We start from the raw sequence: 208 nt of genomic DNA on the forward strand, positions 1-208 counted from the left end.
CGGGACGCGTCCGCCGACGACCTGCTCGACGCGCTGAAACACGCCGCCGCCATCGCGCCGGACGCGCTCGCCGCGCTCGAGCGGGCCCTGCGCCAGGCCCCGGTGGCCGCCTGGACGGACGCCGCCGCGCGCGTTTTGCCTTGGGCCTTGCGCTGCGCTGCCATCGGTGCCGAACCCTCACCGCGAAGCAATGTGTTCCGCTGCTACG

The 208-nt window shown here is 75.0% G+C and carries 1 protein-coding gene; it reads left to right on the top strand.

The features are described from left to right. On the top strand, window positions 1-208 hold a 208-nt coding region (locus VTU_RS34355; protein WP_010110856.1), incomplete at both ends, for a hypothetical protein.

Source organism: Verminephrobacter aporrectodeae subsp. tuberculatae At4 (assembly GCF_000193225.1).
In the GTDB taxonomy this organism is placed as follows: Bacteria; Pseudomonadota; Gammaproteobacteria; order Burkholderiales; family Burkholderiaceae_C; genus Acidovorax; species Acidovorax aporrectodeae.